The 269-nt window shown below is 64.7% G+C and carries 1 pseudogene; it reads right to left on the bottom strand.

Going from position 1 to position 269, the window contains the following annotated elements:
* Positions 1-269 (bottom strand): annotated as a pseudogene (locus tag CH341_RS34935) (hypothetical protein); the annotation flags it as partial.

The following is a 269-nucleotide window of genomic DNA, read 5'->3' on the forward strand; positions in this document are numbered from 1 at the left end:
GAGGCCGAGTGCCGTCGTGTCCTGCGGCTGCCAGTCCATCGCCTGTCGGAACCAGTGTTGGGCATCATCGAAGGACTTGGTGTTGTAATGGTACCAGGCGAGCGCCTGCGCGCCGTCGCCGGATTGCGTCTGTTCGATGGCGTTGGCGAGTTTGGCGACGTAGTCGCGTGTGAGATCGGGCGGGGGATCCATGCTGAGACGCGCCGCGCCGAGACCGAGAAAGAGGCTGCGCACCTCGGCCGATTCCGCTTCCCATTTGGCGGCAATCG

Origin of the sequence: Rhodoplanes roseus (assembly GCF_003258865.1) — a bacterium.
Classification (GTDB): Bacteria; Pseudomonadota; Alphaproteobacteria; order Rhizobiales; family Xanthobacteraceae; genus Rhodoplanes; species Rhodoplanes roseus.